The following is a 6,040-nucleotide window of genomic DNA, read 5'->3' as shown; positions in this document are numbered from 1 at the left end:
GAACCGATTGCGGCAATCCATGCCGCGGAACCGATTGCGGCAATCCATGCCGCGGGCGAGCCTGTCCCGCAAGAGCGTGTCACGCCGAACGGCGATCTGCGCGGAAGGGATGCAGAAGTCCGCGGTGCGGTTCTGGATTCGGCCGTGAGCGTCAATGCATTCGAAAACAGGACGCGGAATGCGCCGCCCGGCCCGCAGTTTTATTCGCTCGGTCATTCGAAACCGCAACGCCGGATCGTCGATCTTTCCGGCGCGGCGCGGACCGTCAATCTGTCGCGTGGAGCCGTCGCCAGCGGTCCGCTCTCCTTCGCGCCGATATCGGGGACATCCGCGCCACCGAAGCCCGGCGACCGGTCGGTGTTCTCGGCAGACGAGAGCAAAACCCCTGAGAAGGATCCCATAAAGGTTGCCTCCGCCGCCGGCCTCGCCAGGCTCGCGCCCAACGGACTGCGCAGGCAGCATGACGGTGTTTACACGGCATGTCTGAAACCCAGGCTGCTTTGGCTGCTGGCAGCGGTCAGGCACCGGTTCGGACGCGATGTGATCATAACGTCGGGATACCGCTCGCCCGAGCACAATCGCCGTGTCGGCGGCGTCAGCGCGTCACGTCATTTGAGTTGCGAGGCAGCCGACATTCAGGTGGCGGGTGTGGGCAAATGGCAGTTGGCGGAATTTCTGCGTTCGCTGCCGGGCAGAGGCGGTGTCGGAACCTACTGCCACACCAAATCCGTACACATCGACATCGGCAGAAAAAGAGACTGGAACTGGGGCTGTAACCGGCGATAAATGCACTCTTTTCCGGAGACCGGAACCACCGTCACATTTTTTACAAGAATCCAAAATTCCGGCTTGCGGGAAAACGGCGACCTGACTATATAACCCCCACCGCGCGCCCTTCGTCTATCGGCTAGGACGCCAGATTTTCATTCTGGAAAGAGGGGTTCGATTCCCCTAGGGCGTGCCACCTTTCCTCTACAGTCCCGTCATGCTTTTGCCGCGTCCATGACGCGAAGCTGGACCCGGCGTCTGCCCTGCCAGTGGTTCACCGAGAGCATCCCCGTGGCATGGAAACGCTGCCCCCTGCCCTCCAGAAACGCCTTGCCCATCGGGTTCTGCGAGGCACGGAAAGCGATTGCGTCGATCTGGCCGCCGGTTGCGTCGGCAAACCGCAGCTTCACATGATCCGTTCCGACGACCCGGGCATCGGTCAGTTGATGATCCGGCAATGTGAGCACCGGCTGCGGGTGTCCGGCGCCAAAGGGTCCCGCCTGCTCAAGCTGGTCGATCAGTTCGAGACTCGCGCCGGACGCCGCCAGGGCGCCATCTATCTTTATAGAGTGGAGATCGCGCAACGCGCTCACCGCCGGGCCGGCGCTTTCTTCAAAGAAGCTGCGCAGCGCGCCAAGGCGATCGCGTTCAACACTGAGGCCGGCCGCCATCGCATGCCCGCCGCCCTTCGTGGCGAGCCCGCGGTCCACCGCTTCACGCACCATGCGCCCGAGATCGAAGCCGGCGATCGACCGTCCCGAGCCGCTGCCCTTTCCGGACGGATCGAACGCGATGGCAAAGGCCGGACGGCGGAACTTCTCCTTCAGCCTCGCCGCGACAATGCCGACGACGCCCGGATGCCAGCCTTCGGCCTCGGTGACGATCACGGCGGGCCCGTCGCCTTCACCGATTTCGGCGAGCGCCTCGGCCTCGGCCTGTTCGAGGACAGCCCGCTCCATCGCCTGACGTTCCTGATTGAGCCGGTTCAGCGTCTCGGCGATATCCTGCGCTTCAGTTGCATCGTTCAAAGTAAGAAGCCGGCTTCCAAGCGCCGCGTCTCCGATCCGGCCGCCTGCGTTGATCCGCGGCCCGACGAGATAGCCGAGGTGATAGGGCGTGACGGGACCGTCGACACCGGCGACGCGCATGAGCGCCGCAAGGCCCGGATTTCCCATGTGGCGCGCGGCCAGCAGCCCCTTCACCACAAATGCCCGGTTCAGGCCCTTGAGCGGCACGACATCACAGACGGTGGCGAGCGCGACAAGATCGAGCAGCGACAAGAGGTCGATTTTCTCCGCACGAGCATCGCCGCGCTGGCGCAAGACACGCAGGGTGGCGACAAGCAGCAGAAACACCAGCCCCGTTGCGCATAAATGCCCCTGCCCCGAAAGATCGTCGTCGCGGTTCGGATTGACCAGCGCGACACAGGGCGGCCGGTCCGCGCCGACCTGGTGGTGATCGACCACGACCACATCAACACCGCGCTCTTTGGCCCGCTCCAGCGCGGCAAGGCTGGTCGAGCCGCAATCGACCGTCACGATCAGCCCCGCGCCACGGTCGATCAGTTCGTCGATGGCTGCCGGGTTCGGTCCGTACCCCTCGAATATCCGGTCAGGAATATAGGTCTCGCCGTCAGTAGAAAAATGCTCGAGAAACCGGCGCAACAGCGATGAGGACGCTGCGCCATCCACATCGTAATCGCCGAAAACGGCAACACGCTCACCATAGGACACGGCGTCGGCCAGCCGACCGGCCGCCGCCGCCATGTCCTGCAGGCTGGACGGATCGGGCATCAGCTCGCGTACGGTCGGTGTGAGAAAAGATTGCGCCTCGGCCGGGTCGATCCCGCGGCCGGCCAGCACACGCGACACCAGATCCGAAATTCCGTGGGACTGGGAGATTGCCAGCGCGCGATTGAGGCCGGCCTGATCGAGCCGCTGCACCCAGCGCTGCCCGGTCAGCGATGATTCAACGTCCAGAAACGCCGGTTGCCGGTTTATGTCCGCCTTCGCGTCCACGCACTCCTCTCCGCATTGCCCGAAGCCTATCAGGCCGATTGGTTACTCGCCATAACCCCGCCTTGCTTGCACGCCCGCCCGCTAAAGGGTCAGCCGAACTTGCCGAGGTCCTGATGGCGTGCCTTGATCTCGCGAACCGTGCGGGACGATGACCGCATGACGATCGTATGCGTGACGATCGCATCGCGCGTGAAGCGCACACCGCCGAGCATGTTGCCGTCGGTCACACCGGTTGCCGCGAAGACGACATCTCCGCTCGCCATTTCCTCCATGGAGTAGACCTTCGTCGGATCGTCGATCCCCATCGTCCTGGCGCGTGCGATCTTCTCGTCCGTGTTGAGCTGAAGGCGCCCCTGCATCTGCCCGCCGATACAGCGCAGCGCCGCCGCCGCGAGCACGCCCTCGGGCGCACCGCCGATGCCCATATAGATATCGATGCCCGTTTCGTCCGGATCGGTCGTGTGAATGACGCCGGCAACGTCCCCGTCCCCGATCAGCCGGATGGCTGCCCCCGTGGAACGTACTTCCTCGATCATCCGGGCATGACGCGGGCGGTCGAGGATACAGGCCGTGACGTCGCCGACCTTCACGCCCCTGGCCTTTGCAACCGCGTTGATGTTGTCGCTGGGCGTCGCATCGAGCGACACCGTGCCGTCCGGAAATCCGGGCCCGATGGCGATCTTCTCCATATAGACATCCGGCGCGTAAAGAAGGCTGTCCTTCTCGGCAACGGCGATCACGGCAAGCGAGTTCGGAAGGTTCTTCGCGCAGATCGTCGTCCCCTCCAGCGGATCGAGCGCAATGTCCACTTTCGGGCCTTTGCCGATGCCGACTTCCTCACCGATATAGAGCATCGGCGCTTCGTCCCGTTCACCCTCGCCGATCACGACCCGCCCCTGAAACGGAAGCTTGTTCAGTTCCTGACGCATGGCGTCCACGGCCACCTGGTCCGCCTCCTTCTCGTCACCGCGTCCACGCAACCGTGCCGCGGCAACGGCGGCCCGTTCGGTCACCCGCACAATCTCAAGGGTAAGAATGCGGTCGAGGTTGCTTTCCGCGCCGGATTTGGTCGCCATGTGTGCTGATCCTGTTGTTGCCGATTGCGGCCCTGATAGCCCGATGACGGGACGATTTGCAACGCCGCCCAGCCGATTTGCGCGGCTATTTTGACGTTCGCCCGCACTTGCGCACGACTAAATCGATTAGTGCTTTCTCCAGAACGCCTTAGGACGCACACTATTGAGCGGCATCAACGGCACGCAGTTCCTGGCCGAGTTTCCGCAGCCGTGCGGCAATCTCCTGCGCCACCGTCGAACGTACGCAAGGTAACCTCGCCAGCCTTCAAACGGTATCCGGTGAGGGATTGTCAGCTCCCGGGCCGTTCAATTCGGATGACCTGCGGCGTGCCGACAAGATAGCCGTCTGCCGAGATCGCCTCGACCGCCCGCCGGACCGATGCCTCCATGGTCGCATGGGTGACCAGGATCACGGTTTTCCTGTCACCGTTGCCGCCGTGCTCACCGGGCCGCTGAACGATGGATTCCAGTGAGATATCGTTGTCCGACATGTGACCCGCAAGACTGGCGAACACGCCGGTCCGGTCCTCGACGGTCAGCCGGATGAAATATCCGCCCTCGTGGCTGCGCATGCGCGCGCGTTCATAGGTTTCGAGGTGAATGGCCGGACGCCCGAGAACCGGCCCATGCTGATGACCCGGCCGGGCTTTGGCAATGTCGGCGATATCGCCCATCACGGCGGACGCCGTGGCGTCTCCGCCGGCCCCCGGACCGGACATCATCAACTCGCCCAGAACGTCGGCATCGATGGCCACGGCGTTGGTCACCCCGTCGACCTGAGCGATGACGGAATCCTTCGGCACCATCGTCGGGTGAACCCGTTGCTCGATCCCCGAATCGGTGCGCTGCGCGACACCCAGCAGTTTGATGCGAAAACCGAGATCGGCGGCGGCGCGAATATCCTCGATGGTGATGTTCGATATGCCTTCCAGATAAATGTCATCCGGCGCGATTTGCGTGCCGAAGGCAAGGCTCGTCAAAATCGCCAGCTTGTGGGCGGTGTCGTTGCCTTCCACGTCGAAGGTCGGATCGGCTTCGGCATATCCAAGCCTTTGCGCTTCCTTCAGGCAGTCCTCGAAGGAAAGCCCGCACCGTTCCATCTCGGTCAGGATGTAATTGCAGGTCCCGTTCAATATGCCGAAAACGCGCGTAATGCCGTTGCCCGTCAGCGATTCCCGCATGGCTTTGATCACCGGGATCCCGCCGGCGACGGCCGCCTCGAAATTAAGCAGGACGCCCTTGTCCTCGGCAATGCGGGCCAGATCCACGCCGTGGCGGGCCAGAAGCGCCTTGTTGGCGGTCACGGCATGGCAGCCGCGCGAAAGCGCCTCCCGAACCGCGCTGAGCGCCGGATCGCCCTCGCCTCCCATCAATTCGACAAACACATCGATGTCGGCCTCGCGGGCGAGCGCTACGGGATCGGCATAGAATGTCGCACCGGAAAGGTCGACGCCCCGGTCCTTGTTCGGGTCGCGCGCGCTGACCGCGACGATCTCGACCGGCCTGCCGCAGATGTCGGCGAGCTTGTTGTGCCGGCTTTTGAGGATGCGGGCCAGCGATACGCCAACGGTTCCAAGGCCCGCAATGCCGATCTTGAGGGCATCTGCCATATCTATGCGATCCAGTTGTCCAATATCGCGGTCAGGACGTCGGAGCCCGCCGCGAAAGAGATAGAACGATAGTGTTTATCGCCGAGTATTCAGCCGGACGACGTTTTGCATGCTTTCATCGCCTGACGCAAGGAAACGTTTGATATTGCGGGCGGCCTGCCGGATCCTGTGTTCGTTCTCGACAAGCGCGATCCGCACATAGTCATCGCCATATTCGCCGAATCCGATGCCGGGCGCGACGGCCACATCGGCCTTTTCGATCAGCAGCTTGGAAAATTCGAGCGAGCCGATATCACGGAAGCGTTCGGGCAGCGGCGCCCACGCAAACATGGTCGCCTGCGGCGCCGGCACCTCCCAGCCCGCATTGGAAAACGCCTCCACCATGACATCGCGGCGGTTGCGGTAGGTGTTGCGAACCATCTCGATATCCGTGCCGTCACCGTTCAGCGCCGTGGTCGCGGCAACCTGGATCGGCGTAAAGGCGCCGTAGTCGAGATAGGACTTGACCCGTGAGAGCGCTGCGATGAGCCGTTCGTTGCCGACGGCAAATCCCATGCGCCAGCCCGGC

The 6,040-nt window shown here is 63.3% G+C and carries 5 protein-coding genes and 1 tRNA gene; 2 read left to right on the top strand and 4 right to left on the bottom strand.

Features of this window, described 5'->3' with window-relative positions; genetic code table 11:
- Positions 1-786, top strand: a 786-nt coding sequence (locus AC5E6N_RS21695) for a YcbK family protein (protein ID WP_491749765.1), incomplete at its 5' end; no start/stop codon positions are given.
- A gap of 103 nt (positions 787-889) precedes the next feature.
- Positions 890-964, top strand: a tRNA-Glu gene (locus tag AC5E6N_RS21690).
- Between the two features lie 19 nt (positions 965-983).
- Here AC5E6N_RS21690 and recJ read toward each other — a convergent pair.
- The 4 genes from recJ to AC5E6N_RS21670 form a co-directional block, all read right to left on the bottom strand.
- Entirely contained in the window at positions 984-2,786 is a 1,803-nt protein-coding gene (gene recJ / locus AC5E6N_RS21685; RefSeq protein ID WP_491749764.1) for a single-stranded-DNA-specific exonuclease RecJ, read from the bottom strand.
- 89 nt (positions 2,787-2,875) lie between these two features.
- Entirely contained in the window at positions 2,876-3,862 is a 987-nt protein-coding gene (glpX, locus tag AC5E6N_RS21680; protein WP_491749763.1) for a class II fructose-bisphosphatase, read from the bottom strand.
- A gap of 290 nt (positions 3,863-4,152) precedes the next feature.
- Entirely contained in the window at positions 4,153-5,472 is a 1,320-nt protein-coding gene (locus AC5E6N_RS21675; protein WP_491749762.1) for a homoserine dehydrogenase, read from the bottom strand.
- 75 nt (positions 5,473-5,547) lie between these two features.
- The coding region (locus AC5E6N_RS21670; RefSeq protein WP_491749761.1) for an aminotransferase class I/II-fold pyridoxal phosphate-dependent enzyme at positions 5,548-6,040 on the bottom strand (493 nt) is incomplete at its 5' end.

It is taken from the genome of Hoeflea sp., from assembly GCF_984452065.1.
The sequence above is the reverse complement of the archived record's forward strand: the minus strand, read 5'-3'. Positions and strand labels throughout refer to the sequence as shown.

What these genes read in the sequence shown, in the direction of transcription:
- glpX (WP_491749763.1), bottom strand. Translation starts at nt 3,862, where the DNA reads ATGGCGACCAAATCCGGCGCGGAAAGCAACCTCGACCGCATTCTTACC.
- AC5E6N_RS21675 (WP_491749762.1), bottom strand. Translation starts at nt 5,472, where the DNA reads ATGGCAGATGCCCTCAAGATCGGCATTGCGGGCCTTGGAACCGTTGGC.